Consider the following 16,952-nt stretch of genomic DNA (forward strand, 5'->3'; position numbering starts at 1 on the left):
TAGCGGTCGTCCCCGGCCTCTCTCCCTCCCTACGCGCCTCACGGTGCTCACGGCGATGGGCTCTCGGCCCTGCGTACCGCGGCGGTGTGCGCCTCGCCTACCTGCGCCTCGCCTACCTGTCCCTCGACGGTGCCGGACTCGTACAGCTCGACAATGCGCCGGATGTCGCGGGACATCGCGGATATCGCGGATGTCGCGGGATCACGGCCGGCGAAGAGAGGCGTGGCATGGACAACGACGGTCTTCCGGCCCCGAGCGAGGGGCTGCTGGTGACGCACTTCCTGACGGTGCGTGATGTGGCGCGATCGCGCCGCTTCTACAGCGAGGTGATCGGCGGGCGGGTGGTCCTGGCGGAGAACCCGTGCATTGTGCGGCTCGCCAACAGCTGGATCATCATGAACCCGGGCGGCGGCCCGACTCCCGACAAGCCGGAAGTGACGCTGGTCCCGCCCGACGACCCGCACACCGTCTCCGCCTTCATCAATCTGCGGGTCGCCGACATCGAGGCCTGCTATGCCCAATGGAGCGCGAAGGGGGCCGAGTTCCTGACGCCGCCGATCGACCGACGGGCCGAGATCCGCTGCTACCTGCGCGACCCCGACGGCTATCTGATCGAGGTCGGCCAGGCCACCGGCATGCTGGAAGGCATTTTCGCCCGTACCGACAAGGATTCCGGGTAGCCCGGCCGCAGTGCAGGCCTTGCCGGGGCCCGGGCGGCGGAGGTCACGACCACCACCTGTCCGCCTGTCCGGCTGTCCGGTTCCGATGCGACGTGGGGCCTCCGCTCGGCAGATGCCCCACGCCACGTCATCTCATCTCATCTCATCCGGAACGCTTCAGAAACGGCCGGTCATCCCCGGGAGGCCCGGCGGCGTGGGAAGCGGCAGTTTGTGGACGCTGCTGCGCTCACGCTCGGGCGCCGGTGCCTGGCACGTCACGTCCTTCGCCGGGAGCCTGCCCGTGGTCAGGTACGCGGTGGCCGTCTTGTCGGCACACGACTTGGTCCCGTAGATGCCGTGCCCGACACCCCCGGCCACCATGACCATCTTCGAGCCCCTCATGGCCCGGTGCATGCCGCGGCCACTGGACAGGGGCGTCTGGGGGTCCCACTCGTTCTGCAGGGTGAGGACACCGACCTTGTTGTCGATCCTGGTGGCGGGCTCGCTGCCGCTCTTCTTCCAGAACGCGCACGGCTTGATGGTGGACGCGAAGTCGCCGTACAGGGGGTACTTGGCCTTGTCCCGGACCGCGTCGCGCCGGTACTGCTCGGGGTCGCGCGGCCAGGCGCGGGTGTCGCCGCAGACGACTGCCCAGAAGGCGGCAGTGGCGTTGTCCGAGGGCACGGCACGGCCGAAGGCCGGCGGTGCGGGCCGCTCGGGCTTGCCGGTGCCCGGGGTGGCGGCCTGGTTCTTGCCCGCGGCAGCCTTCTTCAGGTCGGCGACCGTCTCGGCAGCCTCGCGCACGCTGAAGAACATGGCGCGGCCCGCACGGATGTCGTCGCCGCTCACGGGGGTGCCGTGGAACACGATCGGCTTCCGGTTCGCCCGGGCGACCAGATCCCAGAACGTCTTGCGGACCTGGTCCGCGGTGCTGCCCAGCTTGTAGGTGGCGTTCCGCTGGGCGGTCCACTCGCTCCACCTCGTGAACGCGGGCTCGCTGCCCTCCGACCAGACCTGCATCATGCCCCGCCAGATCCGCGCGGGGTCGATGGCGCTGTCGAGGACGAAGCGGTCGGTGCGCCGCGGGAACATCTGCGTGTACACGGCTCCGAGATAGGTGCCGTACGAGTACCCGAGGTAGGAGATCTTCTTCTCGCCCAGGACGGCCCGGATCGCGTCCATGTCACGCGCGGTGTTGCGGGTGGTGATGTGGCGCAGCTTGTCGCCCTGCTTCGCGTCGCACTTCTCGGCGACCGTCCGGGCCCACTTGACGTCCTTGGCGTATGCCGCGGCCTTGTAGGGGCGCTGCCAGTTCTGCTCCTCCGCGGTCAGCCCGCAGTCGAGCGGCGAACTCTGCCCGACGCCCCGCGGGTCGAAGCCGATGAGGTCGTACTTCTTCGTCACGGACCCGGGGAGCTCGGCCCTCAGGTACTGCGGCATGCCGAGGCCCTCGCCGCCCGGCCCCCCGGGATTGAGCAGCAGGACACCGCGGCGTTCGGCGGGCTCGCTCGCTTTGATCCGCGATATCGCGAGGTCGATCTTCTTGCCGTCCGGACGGCTGTAGTCCAACGGGACCTTGAGGGTGGCGCACTGGAAGGCGGCCGGGGTCGAGCTGCCGCAGCGGTGCCAGGCCGGTTTCTGCTGGGCGTACTGCGGTAAGGAGTGCGCCGCGGCGGAGGCGGTCGCCGGCGTGAATCCCGGAACCAGTGCCGCGAGCGCACTCACCGCCAGGACGGGGGCTATTCGTCTGCTTCGCACGTGGAGAAGGCCCTTCGGATCGGTACGTGTGGGACGCACCAACCCTTGCGCACAAGGCAGTTGGGACGAATCCCTCAGCGGGGCACACTGCGTCCAACTGTGGGCGGACGGACTGTTGGGGCATATGGTCCTGGAGTCGTACACGGTACGTCGTATCGTCTGCTCCGCACCGCGCTGCCGACGAGTTGCGGCGACGCATCCCACGACACCGCTGCCGCCCCGCATCACATCCACCTCCCTAACAGCGCAACATCGAACGCCTGCCGGACCTCGGCACATCTCCGTCGTCCACCCGGGCCACGGCCGCAGCTTCGGCCACCGCCGCCTCCTCGCCCTGACACAGAGTTCCCCTCGTGGTGCCGCAACCGCTCGGTGACGCCAAGCCCGCCACGCCCGCCAGGAACTGGACGGCCGGGTACGGAGGTCCACCCGTTGCGGAACGACCACCCATCCCGCCGTTCAGGTCCGGGCCAAGGCCTCCAGTCCCTCGTGCCCCACCCCGGAGGCGCTCACCGCCAGCCAGCCGTGACCGCGTATCTCGGCCTCCTCGTCGAACGGGAACGGGTACACGGACAAGTACTCGCACGCCGTCATGGCACTGGCCGTGCCCTCGTAGGGCTCGGCCTCGTCGAACTCCGGGTCGAAGTCCTCGTCATCGGTGGCCGGCGTCTCCCACGGCAGGAGCTCGCCCACCCACTCGGGGTCGCTCTCGCGCGCATACCGGCGCCGGATGCGCCCCGCCTCGGCGACCACCCAGATGTCCGCTCCGCCCGCGATGTCCTCGAAGAACATCTGTGCCTGACCGCACCGGGCGCTCAACCGCTCCACGGCGCCCATCATGTCGTCCCACCCCCAGCCGATGACGCTGTCGAGGTGCCCGAATATCAGGCGCCAGCCGTCGATTTCGGGTGTGACGAAGACGGGGACCGCGTCGGGCCGCGAGGGCAGGTCGGCCACGTCGAGTCCCTCGCGGAAGGTGACCGGCACCCGGTCGTGGAGGTCCAGCGCCGCGAACAGGCCCTCGTAGCTCTCCCCCGGGACCACGTACCACCAACTGGTCGGAAGGTGGAACGGTGGCTTCTCGTCACCGGCCTTGAGCAGGGCGCGGCGCGCCAGCAGCTTCCTGTCCGGCTCCCCCAGCCGGTCGGTGAACCCTGCCTCCAGCAGGGCCGTCAGTCGGTTTTCGCTCATGTTCCTGGAGCCTACGGCGCCCCACTGACAATGCCTCCGCCGCTGGTCCGGCACCGGGTCAGGCGGGGGCGTCCGCCGTCTCCCGACTGCGTCCCGCCCACCGGATCACGTACGGCATGGCGACGCCGACGACGACGAAGACGCCGCCCATGAGGAGCCAGCCGGGCGTCCCCCAGGTCACGCAGAGCAGACCGAGCAGACTCGGCGCGACGACGTAGCACAGGCCCATGCCCATGCCGAACACCCCGGAGTACTGGCCCTGGGCATGCGCGGGCGCCAGCCGGAACCGCAGCTCCAGCGAGCCGGCCGCATGCCACAGCGAGCCCACCGTATGCACGGCGACACCGACGATCGTGATCGTCACAGCGACCCAGCCGGGCACTCCGGAGGCCATCGCGATGACGGACATGCCGAGGACAAACACGAGACCGGCACGGCGGATCGCTCGGCCGGCGGCCGTGCCCCCCGTGACCCCGCGGCTCGTACGTATCTGCAGCAACACCACCATCACCGTATTGACGGCGATCGCCAGACCGACGAACCACCGTGGCGCATCAGTGCGCAGGACCACCCACAGCGGCAGGGCGTACGACAGCACCTCGCTCTGGATCCACATGATGCCGTCCAGCACGACGAACATCACGTACGGCTTGTCCTTCAGCGCGATCCATCGGCCGGTCTCGACCGGGGACGGCAGGGGTTCGAGCTTCGGCACCCGGCACATGACGGCGGCGCAGCCGATGAACGTCAACGCGTTCCCGAGGATGAGGGCGCGGTAGGCGGTGTCGGTATCGATCTGCACCACCGCACCGGCCGCCATCGCGCCGAACGTGCCGGCGAGCATGGCCACCGACCGCAGGTAGGACCGGAATTTCGGCACCTCGTCGCCGCCGAAGCGACGGATCATCGGACCGCGTGCCGCACCGCCGGACGAGCCGGCGAGGTCGGTCACGGTCACGGCCAGGACGAAGGACCAGAGCGAGTGGGCGAACAGCAGCGACAGCATGGACAGGGCCTGGATCAGCAGGGTGATCAGATAGATGCCACGCGGGCCGTGGCGGTCGGCGAGATGCCCGGCGGGGATACCGGCGATCAGACCGACCACTCCTGCGACACCGAGACCCAGGCCGACCTGCCCGAGGGACAGGTGGACCACCCGCAGGGCGTACAGCGGCACGGTCGCCAGGAAGGCCGCGGTGCCGAGCTGATTGATGAACCCGGCGAGGGCCAGCTTCCGCTGGGGCCCGGAATCCAACAGCAGCCCTCGCCGTACGAGCCAGGCTCGGTCTGTGTCGCTGATTGCCCCAGGAGTGCTGTCGGTTGATGTGGTGGAGGCTGGACTCACCCTCTGCTCCAATATCTGTCGATCGTGCCGTGCCGAGATCAGGGGTGGGTGGCCAGGCGAAGCCGGCGTGCCGCATGGCTTCGCTGCGCTGATCGGGGTGGGGCGAGCCGCTCATGGAGAGACCGACCCTCCCAACGGCCCGCGCACTGTGCCGCTTTGAGACGCGACAGGCGTGGAGTATGCCCAGGTCAGAGCCGTGAGGAGAAGGCACCTGGTGGTCGGGGAATGTCACAGCGAAAGCGGGAATCTGCAGGCGCCACGACCGGTTATGCGTACTGGTGCTTCCCTGAGTTTGCCGATGATTCGCCTCGCGCTGCTGCGTTGCGAGCACGCTTGGGAACTCAGAGGCGTTGAGTCAGCCCGAGTACCAGGGGAACCGGCAAGTTTCCGCACGTACCAGCCCTCCCAGGCACCACCTTCTCGTTCGACTGCCCGCCGCAGCGCCGTCTCCGGGTCGTCATGGACGTACACGACCGTGAACGAGGGTCTCGGGCCGGACGGCACCAGCCCCCCAGCGAGCTCTTCCGCCACGGGTCGATGAGCCGCTGGTTACGCTGCTGTGCCCACCGAACAGGGAGACGCCGCAGTGAGCCAGTACTTCGACATGGGTGACGAGACGCTGTGGAACCCGTCCAACGGTGCTTCCCGGCTGTTCCTGCGGCAGGCAGCCGTCTTCGAAGACCTGCTGGGCCTGCCCTCTGGCATCGGCCCTATGGAGGCCGACGAGTGCCAGATCGACCCCGCCACCTTCCAAGTGTTCGTCGACGCTCTGCTGACGTGGCATCACAGAACGAGTCACCCCGTCATGACTGCTCTGTCCGAAGGCTTCGTTGCCACGATGCTGACGCTCGCTGAGCGCGCAGGCAGCGACGTGAACTGGATGCTCGGCGACCCCGCCCTGCAAGGCGGGCACACAGCCGTCCACGGCACAGCCCCCACGTCTCTCACGACAGCCGGCCAAGAAGCACGTGTGATCGCCCTACAGCAGAAGTCACGAGAGCTGGACCGCGTCATGCCGCGCTGAACGTCATGGGTCGCCTTCGGCGACGCACGTTCGGGGCTCGCTTACGGCTACACGCGCCGCCGGTTCGCCTTCCCTGGCGGCGCGGCGCCGGTGAACGCCCGCCTGTCGAAGGCGGTCTACGAGGCCGCGATGACATAACGCCGGAGGAGGAGCAGCCGCCCCGTCACCGCCCAGGATCCGGAGACGGAGAGCTCCGAAGGGTCGGAGAGCGGCGAGTAGCCTGCACGGGACCATGGGCCATGAACTATGGACCACACTCCGGCTTCCCCACAGGAAGTGAGGTGCCCCCCATGCCCCATCCAAGCCTCCTCGCCGTCTTCGCCCACCCCGACGACGAGTCCCTTTCGGCGGGCGGCGTACTCGCCCGCCACGCATCCGCGGGAGCTCGCACCGCAGTCGTCACGGCGACCTGGGCAGCGGACACCGAGCGGGCCGCGGAGCTGGCCGAGGCGCTCCGCATCCTCGAGGCCGGCGAGCCGCGGATGCTCGGCTATGCCGATGCCCGTGCGCCGCAGTCGGCCCCGGGCCGCGTCCGGTTCTGCGAGGCGTCGCTCGATGAGTCGGTGCGACGGCTGGTCATGCACATCCGGGAGTTCCGCCCGGACATCGTCGTCACTCACGACGCCTATGGCGGGCTGACCGGCCACCCCGACCATGTCCACACCCACAGGGTGACCACGCTCGCGGTCCAGGCGGCCGGGTGGGCCCAGCTCTACCCGGATGCCGGCGCCCCCTGGCAGCCCGGCGCCCTGTACCTGGCCACGCACCCGCACTCCGCTGCTCGGGCGCTGGGGGACGGACGTCTGGTCCGGGAGGGAAGGGCGATGTACAGCGTCCCGGACGACTGGATCACTGCAACTGTCGATGTGCGCCCATGGATCGAGCAGAAGATCGGCGCTGTGCTGGCCCATCGCACCGAAGTGCAACGGGGAGCCCTACCGGGCCGGATTGCCGGCCTGCCCCAGGCCGAGCGGGAGAGTCTGCTGTCCACCGAGTGGTATATCCGCCACGAGCACGTCTCCACAGTGCCCGCCCAAACGGAGCTGACTTCGTAGACGAGGTCGTACAGGTCAGGTCCGGCGTCTCGTCGGGCAGTTCTCTGCCACCGCGCCCCGGGCCAAGGAGCTGCGCGGACGGACGCCGTGCCCCGTGCACCCAGACCGCCGGGCCGCAGCGAAGGGACCGCGACCTGCACGGGTGCCGGAAAGGCCCATGTCAGACAGAGGCAACCGCAGCCGGAACGCAAAGACATCGTGCTCCACTCCATCGAGACCGGGCGTTCAGGCTCTTGGCGACGAGTGGTCCAGGTCGCGCCCAGCGTTGTGGAGCAGAGCCTCGTCGTGCTCACAGGCCTCACTCTGTCCCGGCAGCGCAATGTCGGCGGAGATGCCTCCTGGCGGCAGGGGCCTTTCGTCTCGGCCGAGTGCTCAGTCGGCTTCTGGTGCGGTGGAGGAGAAGTCGTACGCGGCGAAGTCGGTGACCGGGACGTACCCGATGCGCTGGTAGAGGGCGTTGCTGGTGGGGTTGGCCGGGTCCGTGTACAGGACGACGTCCGTCGCGCCTGCGGCCAGTGCGGTCCTGCTCACCTCGACGGTCACGGCGCCGGCGTAGCCGCGGCCCCGGAGGTGGGCCGGGGTGTAGACAGGGTCCACCCGGACCATGCCGGCGACCATCGAGGTCACGGCCGCCATGGAGACAGGCGTACCGTCCGGGGTCTCCCAGAACGTGAAGTGTCTGTCCGCGAAGCGTGAGCCGGCCCAGGAGGCGGCGTCCACGGCGGGTACTTCCCCGACGGTGTCGACGAACTCGCCGCACAGGCGGATGAGTTGCTCACGGTCCTGCTCGCCGACGGCCCGGCCTCTGCCCTCTGGGCGCGGCTCCGGTGGGGTGAGCGTTCCGAGACGGTACAGGTGCAACCGCTGTCGGAGGGTCGGCGCTGCGTTGGTGTGCCGCTGCCACGCTTCGGCGAACGCAGTGGCGGTGTCGTGCTCCGCGGTGACGCCGGAGAGAGTGTGGCCGAGCCCGGCCAGGTGGGCGGCGAGGGTGTCGGCCTGCTCGGGGGAAAGAGGGGTGAGGCTCAGGCGGAGGGTCGGAAGGCGGTAGAAGATGGCGCCGACCCTGCCCCCGGACTCCAGTCGGCCGAATATGGTGGCCTCGGGGCCGTATGCGTCCGCTCCGAGCGTTCGCAGCCGTTCGGTCACCGTGAGCGGCGTGTTGTGCAGGGCGGGGCGCGAGTGCAGGAAGTCGCCGGCTCGGGCGAGGAAATCGTCGACGTCTTCGGTGAGGTGCCAGTCATCCGGGCGCATGCTTGATGATCCCTGATGTACTCCGGCCCGGGGAGCGCTTACCCGGAAGCCAGCCGTCGCCATGGCCGGTTCCTCGTCTGTCAGCCGCGTGCGGCAACCACTTCTCCTCTCGCAGGACTTTCCCTCCTCACCTCGTCCCACCTCGTGCACGCCGCCGGGCCGCGGGCTTTTGCGGGTGAGGCGCCGGGTGGGTGGACCGGCAGGCGTGACGTACTACGAAGGGTCTACTCGGCTGGTGCAGGTGAAGGGCTTGTCGAGCCAGTAGGTGTGGTGGGGTGCGTCGTAGACGATCGGGTACTTGGTGTGCGGGTCGCAGAGTGTGTCGATCTGGGCGTGGTTCGCGGAACTGATGGTGAACCAGTACTTGTTGAGGCCCTGGCCGACCCGTTGGCACTTGTAGAAGAAGCCCTTCATGCCGGGGCCGAACACGTCGCTGCGGAAGTCGGCGGCCAGCTTCTTGTTCAGGTTGATGTTGTCGCAGTCGGCCTTCATGCCCTCGACGCTGAGGGTTCGGGCCGCCTCGGACGTATATCCCTGTGCCGTGTGGGTGCCCGACGCCGTCCAGGTCCGTGCCGGCAACGCGATCTGCTCGGCGACCTCGGCCAGCAGCGGGCTGTCGGGGGTGGCGGGCTCGGGCCGTTGCGCGGTGCCGGCATCCGCCATGCTCACGGCGACGACCACACCGATGCCCAGAGCCGCCAGCAGAAGAGGTGCGATCCAGATCCCTCTGCGAACCAAGGGGGAGAGTGTCACCTTGCGCTCCATTCCGGCAGGCCCGGCGGGCCGACTGCCGCCCGGGCACCTTTTCGCACCTTAGCCTTCCGGGCGAGTGACCGGCGGGAACGGCGGCCGGTCGGGCTTCTTCGGCGTCACGGTCGGCCCGGACGGGCGAAGGCTGCACCTCGTCATATTGCTTACGGGGCCCGTCACGACGGTGGAGAGGCGAGGATGGGGGGATGACTGCCCCCTCGCGTGCCCATTCGTTCAATGCGGCGGCCGCACAGTACGCCGCGAGCCGTCCCTCTTATCCGCCCGCTCTCCTGGACGCCGTCGAGGAGCTCATGGGCCGCCCCCTCGCGGGCACCCGTGTGGCCGACATCGGCGCGGGTACGGGCATCGCCACCGCGTTGTTACGGGAGCGCGGCGCCGATGTCTTCGCCGTCGAGCCGGGCGACGGCATGGCCGCCCAGTTCCGCGGCGCTCTCCCCGACGTGCCGATCGTCCGGGGCGACGGCAATGCCCTGCCGCTCGCCGATGCCTCCTGCGACCTGATCACGTATGCGCAGTCCTGGCACTGGACCGACACCGGTCGCTCCGTCCCCGAGGCGCTGCGGGTGTTGCGGCCGGGTGGCGCCCTCGCGGTCTGGTGGAACACCCACGCCTTCGACGTGCCGTGGATCGTCGCGCAGCACGAACGCATCGCGCAGCACTGCGGAGACGGCGAACCGTCGTCCGGGGAGCTTCCCGACGACGATCGTGCCGTTCTGCTCGCGGGGCTCTCGGGTCTCCGTGTCGCGCGACGCCAGGTGCACTGGGGCCGGACCGTTCCTCTGGACATGCATCTCGCGAACATCAGCAGTCACTCGGCGTTTCTCGTACTCGGCGAGGCCGGCACCCAGGCGTTCCTCGCCGACGAGCGCACTCGCCTGCGTGAGATCTTCCCTGCCGAGAGGGTGGAGGAGCGCTATGTGGTCGACCTGCTGGTGGCCGCTCGTTCCTGAGTCTTCCGACCGGCTGGCGATTGACCGGCGCGGGCGGTCTCGGCGCCCTTTGCCGCTCGTCACGTGCCACTCACCGTTCGCCGGTTGGCGCTCGCCGTTGACCAGTTGCCGGTCGCCGTTCGCCAGTTGCCCCTAACAACTCGCCCCTCTCCGCTCGCCGTCGGCCGGTGGTGGCATCGGCCGACGGCGGCCACGGGCCCGTGGGTGTACGGCGCCCCGAGGGGCTCGCGGCGTGGCGGTGGCCGCCATCGGCCTGTGGTGCTGCCCGTCTCCGGCGTCAGGCGGCGAGTCGGGGGAAGAGCGCTTCGGCGTTGCCTCGGTTGAGGGCGGTGCGCTGGGCGTCGTCGAGTGGATAGGCGTCGAGCTGGTCGGTGACGTACGCGGCGCCCTCGGCGGTGGCGTGAGGGTAGTCGCTGCCGAAGGTGATGCGGGTGGGGTCCGCGAAGGCGAGGAGGCTGGGGAGGGTGTCGGGGTTGGCGGACAGGGCCGTGTCGAAGTAGAAGCGGCGGAGCTCGGTCAGGAGCGCTTCCCGGTCCATGACGGGGTGGCCTCCGGTGGCCTGCTGATGGACCTCCAGCGCGAAGCCGATGCGGTGTGCGGCGTAGGGCAGGAAGCCGCCGCCGTGGGACAGCAGGAAGGCGATGTCCGGGTGGCGGGTGGTCGTGCCGGACAGGGTGAGGCTCATGGCGGCGCGGACGGTGTCGAGGAGGAAGTCGGCTGCGTAGGGCGGGATGCCGGGAGCGGTGGGGCCAGGAAGCTCGGCCGGGTGGATGAACACGGTGGTTCCACGGCGGCCGAGTTCGGCCATCAGCGGTGCGAACCCGGGGTCGCCCAGGTAGGCACCGCGGTAGTTCGTGAGCAGGATGACGCCGTCGGCGCCGAGTTCGTCCAGGCGGGCAGGGAGGCCGGGTCGCCGTATACGTGGACGAGGTGGCGCAGCGCGAGGCCGGCGGAGCGGGCGTGACGGCCGGTGAGGATCATCGGCGAGTCGTCCTGGAGGGGCTCGGCGGGCACGAAGCCGGGTTGCCAGATGACGAGGGTGCCCCGCGCCGCCGGGTGATCCCGCGGAACGTACTGGTGGACCTGGCCGGCCCGCACCCAGAGCCAGGAGCCGGATTCCAGGGTGTGGTCCTGGAAGTCCACGGTGTGCCGCACCGGGCCCCGACCGACGTGGATCAGGTGGTGGAAGGCCGGCCGGAGCGGCGCCGACAGGTCCAGGCCCCGCCGGTCTCCGCGGGCGGACAGTTCGGCGAAGTCGAGGACGTCGATCCCGATGGGCGCGCTCGACGAGGGCCGGTAGGACACGTCGGCCACGAAGCGCTGTCGGCTTTTTCCCATGGTGGGTCCCAGATTACCGGCCGCGCCCGTCGGCGCCCGTCCCGTGCGGGACGCCGCGAGGAGGAGGCGCTCCTCCTCGGCACCACCGGCGTTCCGTGGAGTCGCGGCGAAGGCTCCGGTCCGCACCGCTCAGGTCGTCTGCGACGGAACGCCCGCGAGCAGGAGCAGCGCATCGACGAGGTCGTCGGTGCTGCCGCCGGTGGCGAGGCGGCGCAGTTGCATGCCGACGACGAGGGCGACGGTGGGAGCGGCGAGGCGTTCCGCGTCGGGGGTGCCGATCGCACCCAGGAGGGAGGCGGCCAAACGGTCATAGGCCGCGAAGCACTCCTCGGCGGCCGCGCGGAGCTGGGGGTCCCGGCCGGCTTGGAGGTAGAGCTCGAAGGGTGCGATGTGTTCGCTGTCGAAGGCGGTGTCGGCGGCGACCTGGCCGATCACGGAGGCGGCCTGCTCCGGGGTGGTCCGGCCCTCGCAGTAGTGTGCGGCCAGGTCGGTGAAGCGGCGGGTCTCCTGGTCGACGAAGGAACGCAAGCTCTCACGCAGCAGGTCGTGTTGGGTCGCGAAGTGGTAGGTGACCGAGCCGAGAGAGACACCGGCCTCCCTGGCGATGCGGCGGTTGGTCACCGCGGCGATCCCGTCGTCGCCGATGATCCGTAGCGTGGCCGCGATGATGCGTGCGCGGGCCTGGGAGGTGTTCGGCATGTCGTCATCGTGCCATGACCGGCCGGGACGGCATCCACCGCGGCGACGCACCTTCGTCCGGGGTATCGCGGATCCCGACGCCCTCCGTTACTGTTCGTTCGAACGAACAGTAACGGAGGACGTCTTGTTGAACATCGAGGGATCGACCGTTCTGCTGACCGGCGCCAGCGGCGGCATCGGCAACGCGCTGGCCAGGGCGTTCGCGGCCAGAGGCGCCCAGCTGGTGGTCACCGGCCGCCGCGCCGACGCTCTCGCGGAACTCGAAACGTCCTTGGGCGCCCGGCCCCTGGTCGCGGATCTGAGCGACCCCGAGGCGGTCGAGGACCTCGTCGAACGCGCCGGGCCCGTGGACATCCTGGTCGCCAACGCCGCTCTGCCCTCCAGCGGCAGTCTGCTCGACTACACGACCCGCCAGATCGACCGGTCGCTGGACGTGAACCTGCGCGCACCGCTGATGCTCTCCCGGCTCCTGGCACCGCGCATGGTGGCAGCCGGCCGCGGCCACCTGGTCATGATCGGCTCGCTCTCGGGACGGACGTCCTCCCCTTCCACCTCCCTCTACAACGCCGCGAAGTTCGGCCTGCGCGGCTTCACCCACGCCCTGCGGCAGGATCTGCACGGCACGGGCGTCGGCGTGTCCCTCGTGCAGCCGGGCTTCGTCCGTGACGCGGGGATGTTCGCCGACTCCGGCGCCAGGCCGCCCGCCGGGATGCGTACCGTCAGCCCCGGGCAGGTCGTGGCCGGCACCCTCCGGGCGATCGAACGCGACCGTGCCGAGGTCAATGTGGCACCGCTCGAACTCCGCCTGGGCAGCGCCATCGGCGGCCTCTTCCCCACCCTGGCGGCCGCCGTCCAGCGCAGGGCTTCGCCCGCCTCCCTCGTCCAGCAGGTCGCGCAGGCCCAGCAGCATCAACGCTGACCGCGACGACCGTCCCCGCGTCCGGGCCCGTGGCGGCGTGCCGCCCGTTGGACCGGCGCGGGGTGGGGAGTTCGGGGCGGGGCGTTCCCGTAGGGTCGCGGAATGGACCTGACCGGGAAAGTCTGGGGCGCCACCCGTCCGGAGCGGGAAGCGTCCTACCCCTGTGACCCTCTGGTGGCGGCGCCGGCCGAGGGCTGGTTCCGGGCCGTGGACGTGGCGGCGCCGCCCGGCCTCGTCTTCCGTTGGCTGCGGCAGTTGGCCCTCGCGCCGTACAGCTACGACTGGATCGACTTCCGCGGGCAGAAGAGTCCGCGCACACTGGTCCAGGGACTACCGGAACTGGCCCTGGGTCAGCCCTTCCTGGTCTTCGAGATCGCGGGCTTCGAGACCGGCACCCACATCACCGGTGTGCTCCCGGCGCGGCTCGCCGAGCGGCACGGGCAGATGGCGGTCAGCTACACCCTGAGCCCGCTCGAAGAGGGCTGCCGCCTCATGGTGAAAGTCGTTGCCGAGGCCGAGGGGCCGCTCCCCCGCCGGCTGCGCCGCGGGCTGCTGGCCTGGGGCGACCTCGTGATGATGCGCAAGCAACTGCTGACCCTCAAGAAGCTGGCCGAGCGGGACGCGCGGTGTCAGCCCGGAACCGGCGGTATCGGCCCCGACGGGGACTCCTCCCCTTCATAGGCCGCCAGCGCGGCTTGGCGGCTCTCCAGTACCGCGCCGAGATCCTCGGGCAGCACGTGGTCCTTCGCCAGCTTCATCCGGGCTCCGGCCTCCACGGCGGCCCAGGCCTGCCGAGCGCGTTTGTTGCCCAGGCGCCTGCTGTCGCTGCGGAGGAAGCCCGCCCCCGCCGCGAACCCCGCAGCGGCCAGGGCCACCAGTGCCGCGGGAACGCGGGCGTTGGCCGACGCCAGCCCCGCGGCTCCGGACACGCCCGCGAGGAGAGCCGCGGGGAACCCCAGAGCGATATCGACCTTGACCCAGAATTCGGCCCGGCGGTGCGCCAGGTCCTTCTGCCGCGTCGCTTCGTCGCGTAACCGCTCGACCTCGGCTCGCGGCCGGCTCGACAGCTCGTTCCGGGAGACCGGCACGGGTCCGGGAGGCGTAGTGGTCATGCCTGGATTCCAACACAGCCCGAACGCACGGGACTTGTGCGTGCAGGAACAGACTTGCGGGGCATGCGTGGTGGGCTCTTGACAGATCGACAGCGGTTGGGCGGCCCGGCACCGCGTCACCCGTTCCGACCGACGATCCGCTCGCCGGCGCGCGAAACCGGCTCATTCGGCGGACGCCGTTCGCGCGGACTGCCGATGGCGGTTACGGGACAGCCCTTACTGTCGAGAAAGCCGTCGGCATGCCGCCCGGCGGACGGGCGGCCCCCGCGCGTCGCCCTGAGCCCGAGGAAAGGTACGGACATGACGAGCGTGCACGGTGCCGCCCTGGACATCCCCACCCCCGACGGCATCGCCGACGCCTATCTCGCCCACCCCGACGACGGCGAGCCGCACCCCGGCGTCCTGTTGTACATGGACGCCTACGGACTACGGCCCTCACTGGAGGAGATGGCCAGGCACCTGGCCGGGCACGGCTACACGGTGCTGGTGCCCAACGTCCTCTACCGCTCCGGGCGCGCCCCGCTGGTGGAGCTGCCCGACCACATCGGCCCCTCCCAACGGCCGGAGATCTTCGAGCAGCTCCTCCCGATCATGCGGGCCCTCACCCCCGCCCTGGCGATGCGGGACGCCGGCGGCTACCTCGACTGGCTGGCCGCCTCCCCTCTGGTCACCGACGGCCCGGTGGGCACCACCGGCTACTGCATGGGCGGCGTCCTCGCGATCCGTACCGCCGCTGCCTACCCCGACCGCATCGGCGCGGCGGCCTCCTTCCACTCCGGCCTGGACGACCCGCAAGAGCTCGTCGACCGCATCACCGCGCCGCTGTACTTCGGCCACGCCGACCAGGATCACTCGATGCCGCCCGCACAGATCACGATCCTGGAGCAGGCCCTGGACGCCGCGGGCGTGCGCTACCGCAGCGAGCTGTACGAGGGCGCCCACCACGGCTACACCCAGACCGACACCGCCGCGTACAACGCCGAGGCGGACGCGCGCCATTGGCGCAATCTGCTGGAACTCTTCGGGCAGAACCTCTGACACCAGGGGCGTCCGGAGAGCGGACGTACGCCGTCTCGCGGTGGATGTCCGTGGCGGGTGCCGAGGAGCGTGAGCGGAACCCCGCTCAGCGCGCCGAGGCGGTGGCCGGGCTGGTGTCCGGAGCCTGGCGGTTCCCGGTGGGGAGGACCAGCATCTTCGTCACCGTGCCGTCGTCCGCGACCACATCGCGGACGTGGGTGAAGCCCAGCTTCTTGCCCAGCGCCAGGCTGGCGGCATTTTCGGCGCCCACCATGCCGTAGACCTCGTCGAGCTGCAAGGTGTCGGCGGCGTAGTGCAGCAGGCCGCGCACCAGCTCGTTGCCCACGCCCCTGCCCCGGCTCCCCTTGACCAGTGCGGCGATCATCTCGTAGCCGTCGACATTGCCCGTTTTCTTGATCTCCGCGTGGCCCACATAGACACCGTCGGACCAAACGGCCCACACATCGAACATGTTCTTGGCGTAGATCTCATGGAGGATCGCGTGGAATATGGCCCGGATCTCTTCTTCGGGTACGCGGTCTTGGCCCATCCAACGGCAGACCTCTTCGTCACCGAGCAGAGCGACGAAGACATCCTCGTCCTCGGGCCGGTAAGGCGAAAGAATCAGTCGGTCGGTACGCAAGATCGGGGGCATTCCAGGGTCCCTTCTCATGGGGAAAGTCAAATGATCTCGGTGGGGCGAAAGGCAGCGCCGGCACGGAGCAGGAAGACTGGATTCCGGAGAATGTGCCAGTCGTGAGGTGGGCGCGCGCAGACTACTTCCGGGCATGCGCGAGCACGAGTGATCTCATGCGAACTCCGGTTCATGGAACCGGGCTTACCCCGTCATGTCATGCCGTCGAACGCACCGGCCCACCGACGGAACGGAACGGTGCCCGGCGCTCCGGCCAGGCAGAACGGGCCCATGTCACGGACCGGCCACTGAGAAAGCCCCCCGCCATCCGCAGTTCCCTCACCCCGTAAAAGTCCCGAACTCCGCTCCCAGGCATCCGGCCTGTGCGGTGCATGTCACTGGTATAGCGTAATAATGGCCTATCGTCACTACCTGGCGCCAAATCCGATATGACAGGTAATTAAGGCGTACGCTGTCATTTGCCGACGCAAGCGGTCGGAACGCGGGCAGCGCTCGGCCCTTTGTCGACTACCGGCTGGTAGCGGAAAGGCGAAAGGGAAGAGGCCCGCCGGGAAATCGTTTCCGGCGGCGGTCAGCAGCGCGGCTCTCGACGGCCGGACGGTGCGACCGGCGGGCGGCGTGGCCGCCGAGCGGCACGGGCAGGTCGCACAGCGGGCAGGCCGCACAGCGGCCGGCGACACGGCGGTGGGAAGGACGCGGCCGCGAGAGGAGAGGCCGGGGCGGCGAGCTGCTCGGCCCGGGGCCGCTCGCACTGTCCTGTGCGCGGTCAGGCCACATACCCGAAACCGGCGGTGCCGTGGGGGGGCGCGCCGCACGGCCGCTCCCCGTGGGCAGGCCTCCCCGTACCGGCCCCGGCAGTGGACACACGCGTGCGGGCCGCGCCGGCCGGTGGCCCGTGGTCGCGGCCCGCACGGAGGTGGTGCGGGAGAGGGCAGGGCGCGGCGGTCGGCCGCGGCCCTGCGGGGCGGATCGGTCAGGAACCGGCGTGGTCCATGCGTTCGCGCAGGCTACGGGGGCGCATGTCGGTCCAGACCTCGTCGACGTAGGCGGAGCACTCGTCCTGGGTGCCCTCCTTGCCGACGGCGTGCCAGCCCTCGGGGACCTCCAGGTCGGCCAGCCACAGCGAGTACTGGTCCTCGTCGTTGCGCAGCACCTGGTAGCGGGCGTTCTCGTCCATGTCACGCTCTCCCATCGTGGGTCGGGTTGTC

18 protein-coding genes and 1 pseudogene are annotated in these 16,952 nt (G+C 70.0%); 8 read left to right on the plus strand and 11 right to left on the minus strand.

What is annotated here, in order from left to right:
• The first annotated feature begins 227 nt into the window (after positions 1–227).
• Complete coding sequence (locus tag Scani_RS19605) at positions 228–680, plus strand: VOC family protein (RefSeq protein WP_159482235.1); 453 nt, start codon at positions 228–230, stop codon at positions 678–680.
• A 156-nt stretch (positions 681–836) separates the two neighbouring features.
• Here Scani_RS19605 and Scani_RS19610 read toward each other — a convergent pair whose 3' ends face one another.
• The 3 genes from Scani_RS19610 to Scani_RS19620 form a co-directional block, all read right to left on the minus strand.
• Positions 837–2,417, minus strand: a complete 1,581-nt coding sequence (locus Scani_RS19610; RefSeq protein WP_159478016.1) for an alpha/beta hydrolase — start codon at positions 2,415–2,417, stop codon at positions 837–839.
• Between the two features lie 459 nt (positions 2,418–2,876).
• Positions 2,877–3,608 (minus strand): hypothetical protein, encoded by a 732-nt coding sequence (locus Scani_RS19615; protein ID WP_159478019.1) that lies wholly within the window; start codon positions 3,606–3,608, stop codon positions 2,877–2,879.
• Positions 3,609–3,666: 58 nt separating this feature from the next.
• Positions 3,667–4,863: an MFS transporter gene (locus Scani_RS19620; RefSeq protein WP_246296032.1), complete on the minus strand. Its 1,197-nt coding sequence runs from the start codon at positions 4,861–4,863 to the stop codon at positions 3,667–3,669.
• Between the two features lie 676 nt (positions 4,864–5,539).
• Here Scani_RS19620 and Scani_RS19625 point away from each other — a divergent pair.
• From Scani_RS19625 to Scani_RS19630, 3 genes and pseudogenes are all read left to right on the plus strand, one after another.
• Entirely contained in the window at positions 5,540–5,977 is a 438-nt protein-coding gene (locus Scani_RS19625) for a DUF6086 family protein (protein WP_159478022.1), read from the plus strand.
• Positions 5,978–5,989: 12 nt separating this feature from the next.
• Positions 5,990–6,115 (plus strand): annotated as a pseudogene (locus Scani_RS41090) (EstA family serine hydrolase); the annotation flags it as partial.
• A gap of 152 nt (positions 6,116–6,267) precedes the next feature.
• On the plus strand, positions 6,268–7,032 hold the full coding sequence (locus tag Scani_RS19630) for a PIG-L family deacetylase (protein ID WP_159478025.1): 765 nt from the start codon (positions 6,268–6,270) through the stop codon (positions 7,030–7,032).
• 372 nt (positions 7,033–7,404) lie between these two features.
• Here Scani_RS19630 and Scani_RS19635 read toward each other — a convergent pair whose 3' ends face one another.
• Complete coding sequence (locus tag Scani_RS19635; protein WP_159478028.1) at positions 7,405–8,283, minus strand: GNAT family N-acetyltransferase; 879 nt, start codon at positions 8,281–8,283, stop codon at positions 7,405–7,407.
• A gap of 213 nt (positions 8,284–8,496) precedes the next feature.
• Positions 8,497–9,036, minus strand: coding sequence for a hypothetical protein (locus tag Scani_RS19640; RefSeq protein WP_218039203.1), 540 nt, complete (start codon positions 9,034–9,036; stop codon positions 8,497–8,499).
• Positions 9,037–9,239: 203 nt separating this feature from the next.
• Here Scani_RS19640 and Scani_RS19645 point away from each other — a divergent pair, with 203 nt between their 5' ends.
• On the plus strand, positions 9,240–10,004 hold the full coding sequence (locus Scani_RS19645; RefSeq protein WP_159478034.1) for a class I SAM-dependent methyltransferase: 765 nt from the start codon (positions 9,240–9,242) through the stop codon (positions 10,002–10,004).
• A 277-nt stretch (positions 10,005–10,281) separates the two neighbouring features.
• Here Scani_RS19645 and Scani_RS19650 read toward each other — a convergent pair whose 3' ends face one another.
• The 3 genes from Scani_RS19650 to Scani_RS19660 all read right to left on the minus strand — a co-directional run bounded on the left by Scani_RS19650 (position 10,282) and on the right by Scani_RS19660 (position 12,041).
• Positions 10,282–10,923 carry an amidohydrolase family protein gene (locus Scani_RS19650; protein ID WP_344571095.1) on the minus strand — a complete coding sequence of 214 codons (642 nt, stop codon included), beginning with the start codon at positions 10,921–10,923 and terminating at the stop codon, positions 10,282–10,284.
• Positions 10,812–11,342 carry an AraC family ligand binding domain-containing protein gene (locus tag Scani_RS42175; RefSeq protein WP_328686918.1) on the minus strand — a complete coding sequence of 177 codons (531 nt, stop codon included), beginning with the start codon at positions 11,340–11,342 and terminating at the stop codon, positions 10,812–10,814. The genes Scani_RS19650 and Scani_RS42175 overlap by 112 nt, the downstream gene beginning before the upstream one ends.
• A 129-nt stretch (positions 11,343–11,471) precedes the next feature.
• The gene (locus Scani_RS19660) at positions 11,472–12,041 is read right to left on the minus strand and encodes a TetR/AcrR family transcriptional regulator (RefSeq protein ID WP_159478040.1); all 570 of its coding nucleotides are present in this window, start codon (positions 12,039–12,041) and stop codon (positions 11,472–11,474) included.
• 127 nt (positions 12,042–12,168) lie between these two features.
• Between Scani_RS19660 and Scani_RS19665 the strand changes: the two genes are divergently transcribed.
• Both Scani_RS19665 and Scani_RS19670 read left to right on the plus strand, forming a co-directional pair.
• The gene (locus tag Scani_RS19665; RefSeq protein ID WP_159482238.1) at positions 12,169–12,960 is read left to right on the plus strand and encodes an SDR family NAD(P)-dependent oxidoreductase; all 792 of its coding nucleotides are present in this window, start codon (positions 12,169–12,171) and stop codon (positions 12,958–12,960) included.
• Positions 12,961–13,062: 102 nt separating this feature from the next.
• Positions 13,063–13,641: a hypothetical protein gene (locus tag Scani_RS19670; RefSeq protein WP_159478043.1), complete on the plus strand. Its 579-nt coding sequence runs from the start codon at positions 13,063–13,065 to the stop codon at positions 13,639–13,641.
• Here the strand turns inward: Scani_RS19670 and Scani_RS19675 are convergent.
• Complete coding sequence (locus tag Scani_RS19675) at positions 13,590–14,072, minus strand: hypothetical protein (protein ID WP_159478046.1); 483 nt, start codon at positions 14,070–14,072, stop codon at positions 13,590–13,592. The two genes, Scani_RS19670 and Scani_RS19675, sit on opposite strands and share 52 nt — an antisense overlap.
• Before the next feature lie 300 nt (positions 14,073–14,372).
• Here Scani_RS19675 and Scani_RS19680 point away from each other — a divergent pair, with 300 nt between their 5' ends.
• Positions 14,373–15,110, plus strand: coding sequence for a dienelactone hydrolase family protein (locus Scani_RS19680; protein ID WP_159478049.1), 738 nt, complete (start codon positions 14,373–14,375; stop codon positions 15,108–15,110).
• Positions 15,111–15,195: 85 nt separating this feature from the next.
• Here the strand turns inward: Scani_RS19680 and Scani_RS19685 are convergent, their stop codons facing one another.
• Together Scani_RS19685 and Scani_RS19690 are read right to left on the minus strand one after the other, a co-directional pair.
• A complete protein-coding gene (locus Scani_RS19685) occupies positions 15,196–15,744 on the minus strand; it encodes a GNAT family N-acetyltransferase (protein ID WP_159478052.1) in 549 nt (182 codons plus the stop codon).
• Between the two features lie 973 nt (positions 15,745–16,717).
• Complete coding sequence (locus Scani_RS19690) at positions 16,718–16,921, minus strand: MbtH family protein (RefSeq protein WP_159478074.1); 204 nt, start codon at positions 16,919–16,921, stop codon at positions 16,718–16,720.
• Between the last annotated feature and the right edge of the window lie 31 nt (positions 16,922–16,952).

Source organism: Streptomyces caniferus (assembly GCF_009811555.1).
Classification (GTDB): Bacteria; Actinomycetota; Actinomycetes; order Streptomycetales; family Streptomycetaceae; genus Streptomyces; species Streptomyces caniferus.